The organism is Dehalococcoidia bacterium, from assembly GCA_041653995.1.
In the GTDB taxonomy this organism is placed as follows: Bacteria; Chloroflexota; Dehalococcoidia; order GIF9; family UBA5629; genus CAIMUM01.
Map to the genome: position 1 here is coordinate 19,473 of JBAZEK010000003.1, position 14,728 is coordinate 34,200.

Here is a 14,728-nt window from a genome sequence, read left to right on the forward strand (position 1 = left end):
AAATTTATTCCCCCAGCATGGCAACAGCGTAGGCGGCCATCCCTTCACCCCTGCCCACAAATCCCAGCCCGTCCGTCGAAGTGGACTTCACCATCACCTGGTCCTCATCAATGCGCAGCGCCAGGGCGATATTATGCCTCATCTGATCGATATAGGGCGCCACTTTGGGCTCCTGGGCTATCAGCATACTATCGACATTTTTAATAATATAGCCGGCCGATGCAACCTTGCGCCCGACATGCTCCAGCATATGAATGCTGGCAGCATCCTTGTGCTGCGGGTCATCCGAGGGAAACTGATGCCCGATGTCCTTTAATCCGGCCGCGCCCAGCAGCGCGTCCATGACGGCATGCACCAGCACGTCGGCGTCGCTGTAGCCGTCCAGCCCTTTCTTAAAGGGAACGTTAACTCCTCCCAGCACCAGGGCGCGTCCTGCCACCAGTGGATGAACATCATAACCTATGCCTGCTCTCATATCGTCACCTTCGCTTTGCTATTATTTCCGCCAACACCAAGTCTTCCCGGGTGGTGATCTTGATATTATCGTAATCACCGGCATATAGCTTCACTTTCAAGCCGATGCGCTCCACGGCGGCGGCATCGTCCGTGACCTCACCGTCCAGCGAAGCGTAGGCATCTTTCAATATTTTATATCGAAAAACCTGCGGTGTCTGAACCGCCATCAGCCGGCTTCGCGGCAGGGTTGCAGACACGATCCCGTCATCATCCACCTGCTTGATGGTGTCCTTGACCGGCACAGCCGCAGCGGCGGACCCGGTGGAATCCGCAGCCTCAATGCCATCATCTATCAGCTTATCCGTGAGAAAAGGGCGAGCGGCATCGTGCACCAGAACCAGCTCGCAGTCCCGGATGAATTCCAGGCCTTTCCTCACCGAATCCTGCCGCAATTTGCCACCGGCACAGACATGCGTCACTTTGGACCATCCCCGCTCAGCCGCAAGGCATTTACCTTCATCCATGTTGTTATTATGTAAAACTAATACAATCTCGCTAATATGCTTGTTATGCTGTAGAACCTCAACCGGCCAGGCGATAACCGGCCTCCCCGCCAGATTTAAAAACGTCTTCTCCGCACCCATCCGACTGCCGCTGCCGGCGCCCACCACTATGGCAACCAGACCGCCGGCTGCCTTACTCATCGTCAATATCCTTTTTCCCGGACTTTTTCTCCAGGCCGACCTTGAGAGCCTCGGCTATGCTGCCTGCCCTGATGATCTCCAGACCGTCCGGTCCTCGAGGTATTTTTTTAACGGCGACAGGTATTATGCACCTGGTGAATCCCAGCCGGGCGGCCTCAGAGATCCTCCTGTCCATCTGCGGGACGGACCTGAGCTCACCGCTCAATCCTATCTCACCCACCGCCACAGTTCCGGGTATGGACCTGGCATCCCGGAAACTGGAGGCGATAGCCATGGCGATGCCCAGATCAGCGGCCGGCTCGGATATCCTTATACCTCCTGTGACGTTAACTATGACATCCTGGTTATACAATCCCACGCCTGCGCGCCTGGTCAATACGGCGCAAATCAGCAGGAGCCTGTTGAAATCGACGCCGTTGCTTATCCTCCTGGGAGGGCCGTAGGCAGCCGAACTGGTGAGTGCCTGAATCTCGACCAGCAGTGGACGGCTGCCTTCGAGGGTCGGCACAACCGCGGCGCCGATGGCTCCGTTAACGTATGATTCCAGGAAAAACTGCGAGGGATTGGCCACTTCGGTCAATCCGGCGCTGCCCATTTCGAAAACTCCGACCTCGTTGGTAGAGCCGAACCTGTTCTTGGTGCTCCTCAGTATACGATAACTGTTAAATGACTCGCCCTCCAGGCTCAGTACGACATCCACGATATGTTCGAGTGCTTTAGGCCCGGCGATCGATCCGTCCTTGGTCACGTGTCCCGAGATAAAGACCGGCACACCCGTCTTTTTAGACCATCTCAACAGGCGCAGAGTGCATTCCCTGATCTGGTTTATGCTGCCCGGCGCGCCGTTGATATCCTCCAGGTAGACGGTCTGAACCGAATCGACCACTACCAGCGACGGCTGCATCGATTCCAATCCAGCCATTATGTTTTCCATATTGGTTTCGGGATAGACATACAGGCGATCACCCCTGACACCCAGTCTCTCCGCACGCATCCTGAGCTGCTGTGACGATTCCTCGCCGGAAACATATACGACTTGGCCTTCTCTGCTTTTGGTTACCGCATCCGACACCTGCAACAATAGCGTCGACTTACCAATGCCGGGGTCGCCGCTGACCAGCACCACGGACCCTGCGACCAATCCACCTCCCAGAACGCGATCCAGCTCGCCGATGGTGAGGCTGATGCGCGAATAATCGTCACGCTTCAGTTTCACCAGCTCCAGCAGGCGACCGGCCGTGTCCGGCCTGCTTTCTGTTGAACGTTTGCCCGCCGTGACCGTGGTCTCAACCAGGCAGTTCCATTCCTGGCAACCGGGACAGCGCCCTTCCCACTTCGGGCTTTCCCTGCCGCATTTCTGGCAGACAAATACGGTTTTAAACTTCTGCTTTTCCAATTTTGTACCTGCGCCGTTTGACCGCCGGCCAGCAAATGATAACAAAAACAGACACAACTTTCTTTAATGAGCCCGTAAAACATCGAGGGCGCGCCGTACGACCGGTCACGCCCTCTCATATGATTCGATTGTATTGCGCCGCTTACGGATTGCTGCTGCCCAGCAGGTGGTTGCCTTCTCCCGCGAGCAACTTGCTCTCTGCGGCGGGTGCTACGGCTTTCTCAAGCTTTCGAATAATTACCTCGCTGCCGTCGTAGTCTACCAGTACCTTGGAACCGGCCTCGAATTTGCCCTGCAGAACGCTCTCCGATAGACGGTCCTCAACCTCCTGCTGAATGACGCGTCGCAGCGGCCGGGCGCCAAAATCAGGATCGTATCCCTTCTCCGCTATGAATTCCTTGGCGGCGTCGGATATCTCCAGAATTATCTGCTTTTCCCTCATGGAGTTGATCGCCTCCCGCAGCATGAGATCGACTATGAGGCGGATATGCTCCTTATTGAGCGCATGAAAAACCACAGAAGCATCGATGCGGTTGAGGAATTCAGGTCTGAAGACCTTTTTCATCTCGCGCATAACGATATCTTTCATATGTTCGTAGGCACTCTGCCTGCTCTTAACTTCGTCGGAGTGGACGCTGAAGCCCAGGCCCTTATTCTTCTTAATCTCCTCAGCGCCTACGTTCGATGTCATGACCAGTATGGTATTGCGAAAATCCACCCTCCTGCCTTTAGCGTCGGTCAGGTGGCCATCGTCCATGATCTGCAGCAGGATGTCATAAACGTTTTTATGCGCTTTCTCGATCTCGTCGAGGAGAACTACGCAATAAGGATTGCGCCTTACTGCCTCGGTCAACTGACCACCCTCTTCGTAGCCTATATATCCCGGAGGTGCGCCTACCAGCCGGGCTACGTTATGCTGCTCCATGAACTCCGACATGTCCAGCCTGACCATAGCGTCTTCGCTCTTGAACATGAACTTTGCCAGCGCCTTGACCAGCGCGGTCTTGCCCACACCGGTGGGACCCAGGAATATGAAACAGCCCATGGGACGCCTGGCCTCCTTCAGCCCCGCACGGGCGCGGCGGACGGCCTTGGCGATTGTGATGATGGCCTCATCCTGTCCCACGATATCCTGGTGGATACCCTCCTCCATCTTGAGCAGCCGTTCGGATTCGTCCATGGTTAAACTGATCACAGGTATGCCGGTCCACATGCCGACGACTTCGGCGATATCTTCCTTGGTCACGATGGGAGTTTCCTTCTTCTGCGTGTCCTGCCACTCCTGTTCCATGTTCTTGATCTTGGCCTGCAACTGCACCTCGCGATCCCGCAGCTCAGCCGCCATCTCGTACTGCTGTGAGCCGATGGCATTGTCCTTATCACGCCTGACGATCTCCAGCGCCTTCTGCGCCTCGGCGATGCCGATGGGAACCACCCCTTTCTTGATCCTGACACGTGATGCAGCCTCGTCCATAATATCAATAGCCTTATCCGGCAGGAATCGGTCGGAGATATAGCGCGATGCCATGGAGGCGGCTGCACTCAGAGCCTCATCGTGGATAATCAGCTTGTGGTAATCCTCGTAGTGGTGTTTGATGCCCTTTAAAATGGCCACCGTCTGCTCGACGGTCGGCTCCGCCACCGTCACGGGCTGGAACCGCCTCTCCAGGCCGGCATCCTTTTCAATATATTTGCGGTATTCATCCAGCGTCGTGGCCCCGATGAACTGAATCTCTCCCCTCGATAGCGAGGGCTTGAGTATATTTGAGGCGTCCACGGCACCCTCGGCCGCACCTGCCCCAACGATAGTGTGTAACTCATCGATGAAAACGATGCAGTTGCCGGCCCCTTTTATCTCGTCGAGGACTTTTTTCAGTCTCTCTTCAAATTCTCCGCGGTACTTGGTGCCGGCCACCAGTGACCCTATATCGAGGGTAACCAGCCTCTTGTTCCTGAGCGGCTCCGGAATATCACCGGTTATGATCTGCTGCGCCAGCTTGGTCACAATGGCTGATTTGCCCACGCCCGGCTCACCGATGAGCGCAGGATTATTCTTGGTGCGACGGCTGAGAATCTGGATGATACGCTCGCATTCCTTTTCCCTGCCGACGATGTTGTCCAGCTTGCCCTGGCGCGCCAGATTGGTCAGGTCTACACCGAGTTGGTCCAGGATGGGAGTCCTGGCCCCCTCCTTGGTTACAGCCCTGGCCTGACCGCCGGCCGCGTTCAGCAGCTTGTTGACCTCGGCCAGCACCTTGTCGAAAGTGACTCCCAGGCTCTCAAGCACACCGGCTGCCGAGCCTTCCCTCTCTTTGAGCAGCCCCAGCAACAGGTGCTCGGTGCCGATATAGCTGTGATTGAGGCGTCTCGCCTCGTCGACAGCCAGCTCGATGACTTTTTTAGCCCTCGGCGTAAGCCCGACTTCATTGGTATTAGGACGTCCGCCCCTTCCGACGATGAATTCAACGGCGGAACGAACCTTGCTGGTCGCCACGCCCAGGTTATTGAGCACCTGGCTGGCCACGCTGTCTTCTTCAGCGATCAATCCCAGCAATATATGTTCCGTATCGATATAGCTGTGTCCGAAATGCTGTGCCTCTTCCTGGGCGCGCGTAAGCGCCCGGCGGGCACGCTCCGAGAATTTCTCAAATCTACTGGCCATAGTAACCTCGAAAAGCGGGATTCAGATGTAACCTTGATAGGCTCTGTGTAATATGAATTATATGTCGTAGTATGAGGCAAGTCAAAGATCAACAGCTTCAAATGAAGCTGACAGGAGCGAACTACACGGGAAAAAGGGCAATAAAAAAAGTCCCTGGCAGTGGCATATTTTCCCGAGGAATCCCTCCCTCAGTATCGTCTGCGCTGAAGCGTTTCACTTCCGTGTTCGGGATGGGAACGGGTGGTTCCGCCTCGCTCTGACCACCAGAGGACTTTTAATGAATAATAGTTTATATAAATACTGCAGCTCTGTCAAATACCGGCCTGTGACTGCCACCCTTCTACCAGAGTGAACCCTGCGGAGAGCGCCCCCTTTTATAAGCGATACCGAGGTGCTCGTAGGCCAGCCGTGTGGCCACGCGTCCCCTGGGAGTCCTCTCCAGGAATCCCAGTTGCAGCAGGTAAGGCTCGTAAACACCTTCTATTGTGTCGGACTCCTCGCTGATGGAGGCCGCAATGGTATCCAGGCCCACCGGCCCGCCATCGAATTTCTGTATGATGGTCCTCATTACCTTGCGGTCGATCTCATCCAGTCCGAGCTGGTCCACCTCCAGTTTGCCCATCGCCTCGAGGGTTACTTCCTGCGTGACCACTCCATTGGCCTTGACCTGGGCATAGTCGCGGATGCGCTTGAGCAGGCGATTGGCCACGCGCGGGGTGCCGCGGGCGCGGCAGGCGATTAAATTTATGCTCCCGTCATCTATCTTCAGCTTCAAAATACGGGCCGAGCGATTGATAATAGAGCCGATGGCATCAACATCATAGAAATCCAGCCTGTGCACCGAGCCGAACCTGTCCCTCAGGGGGGAGCTCATAGCGGCATAGCGTGTGGTGGCGCCGATGAGTGTAAAGCGGGGCAGGTTCAGCCGCAGGCTCCTGGACCCCGGCCCCTTTCCCAAGATAATATCCAGAGCATAATCTTCCATTGCGGGATAGAGTATCTCCTCTACAATCCTGCTCAGCCTGTGAACCTCATCGATGAAGAGCACATCGCCCTTCTGCAGATTGGTCAGTATGGCCGCCAGGTCGCCAGGACGCTCGATGGCCGGCCCCGAGCTGACCTTGATATTTACGCCCATCTCACCGGCGATAATGAAAGCCAGCGTGGTCTTGCCCAGCCCGGGAGGCCCGTAAAGCAGGATGTGGTCGATGGCCTCGCCACGCTTCTGCGCAGCTTTTATCCCGATATCGAGGTTCTCTTTGACCTTATGCTGCCCGATAAAATCATCCAGCTTTTTGGGGCGGAGGTTGGCATCCAGCGTGGTATCCTCCGGACCCAGCTTACCTGATACTATGCGCGGTGATTCCTCTTCCTGCATTCCGGATACGCCTTAGTTATTCAGTAGCATTATAGCACACGGTTTAGCTGCCGAACGTTGCAGTTATCGGATGAAATAAAGCGACCCTGCCGCAGCGGCAGGGTCGCTCTGAATTACGCTGATATGACTATCATTATTCCTGTTCGACCTGGCTATCGGCCGGCTCTTCAGCCTCTACCTCGTCGACAGCCAGAGGATTAACGAAGTTGCTCACTGATTCGGCGAATACCTCGGGACTGTCCTCCAGCAACCTGTTGATGGGTTTGCCCAGCTTCTGTGTCAGGGTTATGGTGGACGGTATCAGCTTACCGATGATGACGTTCTCTTTGAGTCCGTGAAGCCTGTCGGTCTTGCCCCAGATGGCCGCTTCGGCCAGCACCCTCGTCGTCTCCTGGAAGGACGCTGCCGCCAGCCAGCTGTCAGTATTCAGCGATGCCCTGGTTATGCCCAACAGGACCGGCCTCGCAACGGCCTGGTCGCCGCCTTCAGCTTCCATCATGGCATTGATATTCTCGAAATCGAGCCTGTCGACCAGGTCGCCCACCAGCAGGTCGGTATCGCCCGAGAACTCCACCCTGACCATCCTCAGCATCTGCCTGACAATGGTCTCGATGTGCTTGTCGTTTATATTCACGCCTTGAGAGCGGTACACCTTCTGTACCTCGTCTATCAAGTAGCGCAGTACGTCCTGCCTGCCGTTGATATGAAGGATGTCCTGCGGATCTTTAACGCCCTCGATGAGCTTGTCACCGGCGCGAACATAATCGCCCTGTTTGACCAGGATATGCGCGGTCACCGGTATATCATCGTATTTGCGCTCGTCCTTCTCTTCGTAGGTCAGGGTGATTTTGCCACCCTCGATTTTAGTCACACCGTCTACACGGGCAAGCAGCGGCTTGAGGCCCTGTTCCCCCGATTTAACCAGCGAGGCATCAGGCTCAGCCAGAACATCGCCTCCCCTGACATAGGCGTTGTTCTCAGCCAGAGTCTTATAGCCGGCAGGTATATCGTAATCGATGGGGTATTTCTCGATATGCGTAATGATGATCTCGCGTTTCTTAAGAATCCCCTCTTCGACGACCTCGTTCAGGTTCACTGTGCCATCTATCTCCGTAAGTATAGCTTTGCCTTTGGGGATCCTGGCCTCGAAAAGCTCTTCCACGCGCGGCAGACCGGTGGTGATATCCATACCTACCACACCACCTGTGTGGAAGGTCCTCAGCGTCAGCTGTGTGCCCGGCTCGCCGATACTCTGGGCTGAGATGATACCGACCGCCGTGCCGATCTTAACCAGCTCGGTGGAGGACAGGTCCCGCCCGTAGCAATGGCGGCAGACGCCGCGCTTGGAGTTGCAGATGAGCGGAGATCGTATGCTTATCTCTTTAATATCGGCCTGGACGATCTGCTTTATCTTGTCCTCGTCGATCATTTCGTTCCTGGCAACGATGACTTCACCGGTCCCCGGATGAGCGATGTCCCTGGCTGCCAGCCGCCCCTTGATCCTCTCCTCAAATGAGGGCAGCAGCCCCTTCTCTTTATCGCCGTAGACGGCTGAGAATACAAGCCCTTCGCCGGAGTACCCGCAGTCCTCTTCCAGAATGATCAATTCCTGCGCCACATCTATCAGGCGACGTGTGAGGTAACCCGCGTCCGATGTCCTGAGCGCCGTATCGGCAAGGCCCTTGCGCGCTCCGTGGGTGGACATGAAATATTCCATCACCGATAGGCCTTCCCTGAAGCTCGCCTTGATAGGGAACGGGATGATGCGTCCGGAGGGGTCGGTCATGAGACCCCTCATGCCGGCCATCTGTCTGATCTGCGATATATTACCTTTGGCGCCGGAATTGGCCATCATGTAGACGCCGCCGTAGCGGTCCAGCGATTTTTTGATCTCATCCTCTATCTGATTGGTCGTGCGCGTCCATACGTCGATAGCCTGAGCCTCGTATTCTTCCTCGGTTATCAGGCCTTTGTTGTACTGGCTCTGCAGGATGGCGATGTCCTCGTCCCCCCTGCTCATGAGCTTCTGCTTGACCTTGGGCACCTCTATATCCCTGGCGGATATGGTAGTGCCGGATTTGGTTGTATACTCAAATCCCAGCCTTTTGAGCTCGTCCAGCATGCGCACTGTTTTTTCACGGCCGCACCAGCGAAAGCACTCTGATACAAGGCGACGCAGGTCGCCCTTGCTGGTGGCGAAGTTGCAGAACCCATTGTAGGGCTCATGGTATCTCAATTCGTCCGGCAATATCTGATTGAATATGATGCGTCCGATGCTGGTCTTGAATGTCCTGCTGTCCGGCCCCGGCAAACGCATCTCTTTGTATTGCGACGGCTCTGTTTCCGCAACGGCCTCTGTTTCCGCGGCCTCTGCTTCCGCAACGGCCTCTGTTTCGGCATCGATCTTCTCTTCCTCCGGCGCCTGTTCAGATCCCTTGATCCTGACCAGTATTTCCTCATGCAGGTCAGGGAAAGTGGCATCACCTGTGATCTTGAACATCTCGTAGGCAAGGATAGCCTCGGCGGGTCCGCCGAACAGCTTGGGTTTATCCACGGTGGACGGCTTCATATTAGTCAGGTAATAGCACCCAAGCACCATATCCAGGGTGGGCGTCATCACAGGCTCGCCCGAGCTGGGCAACAGCATATTGTGTACGCTCAGCATCTGCTCCCGCGCCTCGCGTACAGCCGACCTGGAGAGCGGCACATGCACGGCCATCTGGTCACCATCGAAGTCGGCGTTGAAAGCCGAGCATACCAGAGGATGCAGCTGAATAGCGCTGCCCTCGATCAGGGTGGGCTCGAAAGCCTGGATGCTCAGCCTGTGCAGCGTAGGAGCGCGGTTTAACATCACCGGACGTTCCTTGATCACCTCGGCCAATATATCCCAGACTTCCGCCCGGGCCCGCTCAACCTGTCTGCGGGCGCTTTTAATATTGTGCGCGTATCCCTGTTCTATCAGCCTGCGCATGACAAAGGGCTTGAAAAGCTCCAATGCCATATGCTTGGGCAGGCCGCACTGATGCAGCTTGAGTTCGGGCCCTACCACGATAACCGAGCGACCGCTGTAATCAACACGTTTTCCCAGCAGATTCTGGCGAAATCTTCCCTGCTTGCCTCGCAGCATATCTGAAAGCGACTTGAGTTTATGAGTGCTGGCGGCGCTGGGCAGCCTTCCCCTTCTGCCATTGTCGATCAGGGCATCGACCGCTTCCTGCAACATCCTTTTTTCGTTGCGCACGATGATCTCGGGCGCCCCGAGCTCCATCAGTTTCTTGAGACGGTTATTGCGGTTGATCACCCTGCGGTAAAGATCGTTAAGGTCGCTGGTGGCAAACCTGCCGCCGTCGAGTTGCACGATCGGGCGCAGCTCGGGAGGCAGCACCGGTAGTACCGTAAAGATCATCCATTCCGGCTTATTGCCGCTGCGCCAGAACGCTTCCACGATGCGGAGGCGCTTGCTTAATTTCTTGTGCTTCTGTCCTTCACTTTGCCTGATATCTTTGACCAGTTGCTGACGGAGTTCTTCCAGGCTCATCGCCCTTAAGATATTGAGTATGGCCTCGGCACCCATGCCCACCTCGAAGGCATCGCCGTATTTTTCCCTGTGTTGCTGGTACTCGTTCTCGCTCAATACCTGCATATGAAGCTTTTTGATCTCGGTATTATCGATCCTGTTGTCATTCTCCAGATCGGCCAGCTTCTCCTCGATTGCTCGCTTCTTCTCCTCCAGGCTCTCCTGATCAGCCTTATCAGACTTATCGGTTTTATCAGCCTTGTCGGCCTTATCGGGCTTATCGGCTTTGTGGCTGTTCTCAAGCTCTTCCAGGGAATTGAGCAGCGACTGTTTCTTATGGGAATAATAGGCTTCCAGCTTTTCACGGCAGGTCTCCTCGTTCCTTGAGACAACCACGTACTGGGCAAAATAGAGCACGCGCTCAAGGTTGCGCGGGGATATATCCAGCAGTAGGGCCAGCCGGCTGGGCACGCCCTTGGCAAACCAGATATGTGCAACCGGAGCGGCCAGGGTGATATGGCCCATGCGCTCACGGCGCACCTTGGAGTGCTCCACGGTGACACCGCACCTTTCGCAGGTAACACCGCGATAGCGGATTTTCTTGTACTTGCCGCAATAGCACTCGTAGTTCTTGACCGGGCCGAAGATCCTTTCGCAGAAGAGACCGTCCTTCTCTGGTTTAAGCGTACGGTAGTTGATGGTCTCCGGCTCGGTTACCTCGCCGTAAGACCAGTCCTCGATTTGTGTGGGCGACGCCAGGGAGATGCGTATTGCGTTAAAATCGTTTATTTCGAACACTTTATATCCCCTATCTTAAAGCTTTGGGCAGCCCGCCCATTTTTTTCTTATCTTCAAACAGGTTGATGCTCTGGTCCTCCTCGTTCAGTAGCTCCACCGCCAGTCCAAGGCTGCGTAGCTCCATAAAAAGAACCTTGAATGATTCGGGAACTCCCGGCTGCAACACATCCTCTCCCTTGACCAGTGCCTCGTATGCCTTGGCCCTGCCCTGGACATCATCCGATTTGACCGTCAGAAGTTCTTGCAGTGTGTGGCTGGCGCCGTAAGCCTCGAGCGCCCAAACTTCCATTTCACCGAAGCGTTGCCCTCCGAACTGCGCCTTCCCGCCCAGAGGCTGCTGTGTGATCAACGAGTAGGGTCCCGTCGACCTGGCATGAACTTTGTCATCCACCAGGTGGATCAATTTCATCATATAGATTATGCCCACGGTTACAGGCTGGTCGAAAAGCTCGCCTGTCTTGCCGTCGCGCAGTTGGATTTTGCCGAATGTGGGCGGTACGATCTTGGTCTGCATATATTCCGCCTCCACCTTCTCGTCCAGTTCCTCTTTGCTGATATCCCTGGGAACCGCTCCCTTTCCGCCGATCTCTTTTTCCAGCCACAATATCAGGCTGGCCCGCCTGGCCTCACCATGATACTTGCCGCTTTCATCAAACACCTTATCGGCGTTTATAACATGATCACTTAACCATTTCTTAACCAGTGCAAGCCCTTCGTCGTCAAGGCGATCCTGGTTTATAACGCCCTCTTCCCGGGCCCTGCGCACGATCCATGCCTTGCCCAGCGCATCTTCAACAGCCTCGGTATCCGCACCATCGAAGATGGGATTGATCACCCTCTCGCCGAAGATGTCGGCGGCCAGGCCCAGATGTGTTTCCAGTATCTGGCCGATATTCATTCTCGAGGGCACACCGATGGGATTGAGCACAATATCCACGGGCCTGCCATCAGGCATGAACGGCATATCCTCTTCCGGCAGAATAATAGAGATAACACCCTTGTTGCCGTGCCTTCCGGCCATCTTGTCTCCGACCGAGATCTTGCGGCGTTGGGCAATCCAGACTCTGACCAGTTTGATTACGTTTGCTGGAAGGTCAGCATGGTTATCGCTATTGAATTCCGTTACCTCGATTACTTTGCCGCCCTCACCGTGGGGCACCCGCAACGAGGTATCCTTAACTTCGCGCGCTTTCTCACCGAATATAGCCCTGAGCAGCTTCTCCTCTGCCGTCAGCTCAGTTTCACCTTTAGGTGTAATTTTGCCAACCAATATATCGCCCGGTCCGACCTCGGCACCGACCCTGATTACGCCGAACTCATCCAGGTCCCTCAGACTCTCTTCTCCGACATTGGGGATATCCTTGGTAATCTCCTCCTTGCCCAGCTTTGTTTCGCGCGCTTCAACCTCATACTTCTCAATATGGATTGAGGTAAACTTGTCCTGTTTTACCAGCCTTTCGCTGATGATAATGGCGTCTTCAAAGTTGTAGCCCCTCCACGTCATAAACGCGCAAAGCACGTTCTGGCCCAGGGCAAGCTCACCGTTTTGAGTGGCAGCCCCGTCAGCTATTACCTGTCCGGTTGTGACGATGTCTCCCCGCCTGACAACCGGGCGCTGGTTAATGCACGTCCCCTGGTTGGTGCGGTAAAATTTGGTCAGGTTATAATCACGTTTTCTGCCGTCGCTCTTGACGGTTATTTTCTTGCTGTCGACGGCCACGACCTCGCCTTTCTCTGCGGCGTAGACCACCTGCCCGCTGTACTTGGCAACCTCACTTTCCATGCCCGTGCCGATAAGGGGAGCTTCTGGTTTGACCAGGGGCACGCCCTGACGCTGCATATTCGAACCCATAAGCGCACGGTTGGCATCGTCGTGTTCAAGGAAAGGGATCAGTGCCGTGGTAACGCTGAAAACCTGTTTGGGTGAAACGTCCATATAGTCGATTTTCTCGGGCGGCTCCGTCACATATTTTCCGCTCCGGATAGCGCCGACACGCTCCTCCATGAATTCGTCCCTGGCATTGAGCGGCGCATTGGCCTGTGCAATACATTTATTGGTTTCCCTGTCAGCGGTGAAATATTCGATCTCACCTGAAACATACGGTACTATTTTGATGGCGCAGGATGGCAACGCGGCAATCTTTTTAGCCAGAGATTCGTCTATCAGCGTACCTGCCGCCGCCACCGGCTTTTTCTTGCTGTCGAGAACATCCTGCCGCAGCATCCTGCCGGGCAGCATTTCGGAGGTGTTGCTCAATTCTACATAAACCTTGCGGTAGGGAGTCTCTATGAAGCCCAGACCGTCTATGCGCGCATAGGTCGCCAGCGAACCGATAAGACCGATATTAGGACCTTCCGGAGTTTCGATCGGACATATCTTGCCGTAATGAGAATGGTGGACGTCGCGTACATCGAATCCGGCGCGCTCGCGGGAGAGGCCACCCGGCCCCATCGCAGAGAGTCGGCGCTTGTGAGTGAGCTCAGCCAGTGGATTGGTCTGATCCATAAACTGCGAGAGCTGAGAGCCGCCGAAAAATTCCCTCATGGAGGCAATGATGGGCCTGTTATTAATAAGGTTAGTGGGGGTGGGATCATCGCTCTGCAGGCTCATCCTTTCCTTTATTGTACGTTCCAGCCTGATGAGGCCGACCCTGAACTGGTTCTGGATCAGGTGGCCGGTCGTCCTGACGCGCCGGTTACCCAGATGGTCGATATCATCGGGCATCACCTTTTCATTATTTATCTGTATTATCTTGCGAATAATTTCAACCAGGTCGCGCGGTTTGAGAGCGCGCGAGGTCACTTTGTAACCAAGTTCCGCGTATTCCAGCCGCTTATTAAGCTTGAACCTGCCTATCCTGCCCAGGTCATATCTCCTGGGATGAAAAAACATATTAATTATTAAGCTTTTGGCGCTGTCGCCATCCGGCGGCTCGCCGGGACGCAGTTTCTTATAAATATCGATCAGCGATTCTTTCTTGGTCCTGATCGATTCCGGCTCCTTGTCGATTGTCGTAGAGATATACTTGTGCTCGGGATTATCATCATCGACCTTGAATAATTCCAGCAGTTCCTCATCCGTATTACAGTTCAGCGCATCTTCGGGATCGCCCTCCCCGCTGATGGCACGCAGCAAAGTCGTAACACCTATCTTGCGCCGCCCGTCTATCTTGGCCCAGATCACGTCTTTGCCGGAGGTCTCAAATTCGAGCCATGCGCCGTGCTCAGGGATCAGCTTGGCGTTGCAGAGCCGCCTCCCGCTGTCCTCTGTCACCAAGGTAAAATACACACCGGGCGAACGAATCAACTGGTTGACAACCACCCTCTCCGCACCACTGATGATGAACGTCCCGTTCTCAGTCATGAGAGGAATCTCGCCCAGAAAGACTTCCTGTTCCTTAATTTCCCCCGTCTCTTTTATCAGCAGGCTGGCACGCACATAAAGATTTGACTGATAGCTCATGTCTCTCTCACGACAATTAGCAACATCGTGCGTGGGAGGGCGAAATTCGTAACCCGTGAAAGAAAGCTCCATCTTGCCGCCCGTGAAGTCCTTTATAGGGGACACTTCCTGCAGCAGGTCCTTAATTCCTTCCTCCATAAACCATCTGAAAGAATCAAGCTGTACCTGTATAAGGTTGGGTATCTCGAGCACCTGGGGCAGGCGGGCATAATTTTTGCTCTTGACAACAGGCAGGTTGTTATTCTCTGCGGCGATAGAAATAGACATATCTTCTCCTGTCCTATTAGTTACCGGTCGTCTGCGAACTGCTTTGTCAAATTAAATAGAAGATGACAATAGCTGGAATATTTATAC

General features: G+C 54.8%; 7 protein-coding genes and 1 rRNA gene. All 8 read right to left on the minus strand.

Annotated elements, in window-relative coordinates; translation table 11 throughout:
* Positions 1 to 4: 4 nt before the first annotated feature.
* Positions 5 to 475 (minus strand): 2-C-methyl-D-erythritol 2,4-cyclodiphosphate synthase, encoded by a 471-nt coding sequence (gene ispF / locus WC359_09225; GenBank protein ID MFA5400608.1) that lies wholly within the window; start codon positions 473 to 475, stop codon positions 5 to 7.
* A 4-nt stretch (positions 476 to 479) separates the two neighbouring features.
* Positions 480 to 1,160: a 2-C-methyl-D-erythritol 4-phosphate cytidylyltransferase gene (ispD, locus tag WC359_09230; GenBank protein ID MFA5400609.1), complete on the minus strand. Its 681-nt coding sequence runs from the start codon at positions 1,158 to 1,160 to the stop codon at positions 480 to 482.
* Positions 1,153 to 2,556: a DNA repair protein RadA gene (gene radA, locus WC359_09235; GenBank protein MFA5400610.1), complete on the minus strand. Its 1,404-nt coding sequence runs from the start codon at positions 2,554 to 2,556 to the stop codon at positions 1,153 to 1,155. The genes ispD and radA overlap by 8 nt, the downstream gene beginning before the upstream one ends.
* A gap of 142 nt (positions 2,557 to 2,698) precedes the next feature.
* Positions 2,699 to 5,218 carry an ATP-dependent Clp protease ATP-binding subunit gene (locus WC359_09240; GenBank protein ID MFA5400611.1) on the minus strand — a complete coding sequence of 840 codons (2,520 nt, stop codon included), beginning with the start codon at positions 5,216 to 5,218 and terminating at the stop codon, positions 2,699 to 2,701.
* Between the two features lie 151 nt (positions 5,219 to 5,369).
* Positions 5,370 to 5,486 (minus strand): 5S ribosomal RNA (rrf, locus tag WC359_09245).
* Between the two features lie 72 nt (positions 5,487 to 5,558).
* Positions 5,559 to 6,596: a Holliday junction branch migration DNA helicase RuvB gene (gene ruvB / locus WC359_09250; GenBank protein ID MFA5400612.1), complete on the minus strand. Its 1,038-nt coding sequence runs from the start codon at positions 6,594 to 6,596 to the stop codon at positions 5,559 to 5,561.
* 133 nt (positions 6,597 to 6,729) lie between these two features.
* On the minus strand, positions 6,730 to 10,902 hold the full coding sequence (rpoC, locus tag WC359_09255) for a DNA-directed RNA polymerase subunit beta' (GenBank protein ID MFA5400613.1): 4,173 nt from the start codon (positions 10,900 to 10,902) through the stop codon (positions 6,730 to 6,732).
* Positions 10,903 to 10,921: 19 nt separating this feature from the next.
* On the minus strand, positions 10,922 to 14,641 hold the full coding sequence (locus WC359_09260) for a DNA-directed RNA polymerase subunit beta (GenBank protein ID MFA5400614.1): 3,720 nt from the start codon (positions 14,639 to 14,641) through the stop codon (positions 10,922 to 10,924).
* Between the last annotated feature and the right edge of the window lie 87 nt (positions 14,642 to 14,728).

Coding starts and splice junctions, on each gene's coding strand:
- WC359_09260 (MFA5400614.1), bottom strand. CDS start 14,641: ATGTCTATTTCTATCGCCGCAGAGAATAACAACCTGCCTGTTGTCAAG.
- ruvB (MFA5400612.1), bottom strand. CDS start 6,596: ATGCAGGAAGAGGAATCACCGCGCATAGTATCAGGTAAGCTGGGTCCG.
- WC359_09240 (MFA5400611.1), bottom strand. CDS start 5,218: ATGGCCAGTAGATTTGAGAAATTCTCGGAGCGTGCCCGCCGGGCGCTT.
- ispD (MFA5400609.1), bottom strand. CDS start 1,160: ATGAGTAAGGCAGCCGGCGGTCTGGTTGCCATAGTGGTGGGCGCCGGC.
- ispF (MFA5400608.1), bottom strand. CDS start 475: ATGAGAGCAGGCATAGGTTATGATGTTCATCCACTGGTGGCAGGACGC.